The sequence below is a fragment of the Actinomadura sp. BRA 177 genome, from assembly GCF_013372625.1.
Lineage (GTDB): Bacteria > Actinomycetota > Actinomycetes > Streptosporangiales > Streptosporangiaceae > Spirillospora.
In genome coordinates, this window is the sequence record NZ_JABXFD010000045.1 from 1 (window position 1) to 560 (window position 560).

Annotated in this window: 1 pseudogene; it reads left to right on the forward strand. The window is 65.7% G+C overall.

Going from position 1 to position 560, the window contains the following annotated elements:
* Positions 1-202 precede the first annotated feature (202 nt).
* A pseudogene (locus HUX53_RS00200) lies at positions 203-560 on the forward strand (hypothetical protein); the annotation flags it as partial.

Consider the following 560-nt stretch of genomic DNA (forward strand, 5'->3'; position numbering starts at 1 on the left):
GCGTCGTGTGTGCTGGAGTGGTGTATAGGGAGTCTAGGCTTCGTAGTCCGGGATGGTGTGTTTGGGTGTGGTGATAAGGTCGAGATGGCAGGCGTCGTCGAGGGGCCGTGTGGGAGCGTGAGAGTCGTGTAAGGTAGGGCATGTCAGACCAGTAAGCGTGCACTCTGTAATCTGTGGATATGTTGAAGTGCTGCTCACATGAATGAAGGGCATAGAAAAGCCGCTTAGTGCACCGCCACCGTACGCCATCGACAGCGTGTACTGGGCGCTGGGCATCGCGACGCTGCTGCTGGTGCGTCTCGCGCACGTGTGCGCGCGGCGGCTGGAGGCCGCGACTCTCGAGGGGGGCATCGTCCTCGGTCCCGGCGACATCCCGAACCTGCTGCCCGACCTCGCGTCTTTCCAGCCGACGTTCCTGCTGGCCGTCCCGCGCGTGTTCGAGAGGGTCTACATCGGCGCCGAGCAGAAGGCCGCGGCGGACGGCAAGGGCAGGGTCTTCAAGGCCGCCGCCGAGACCGCGGTCGCCTACAGCGGCGCGCTGGACGCGGGCCGCCCCGGCC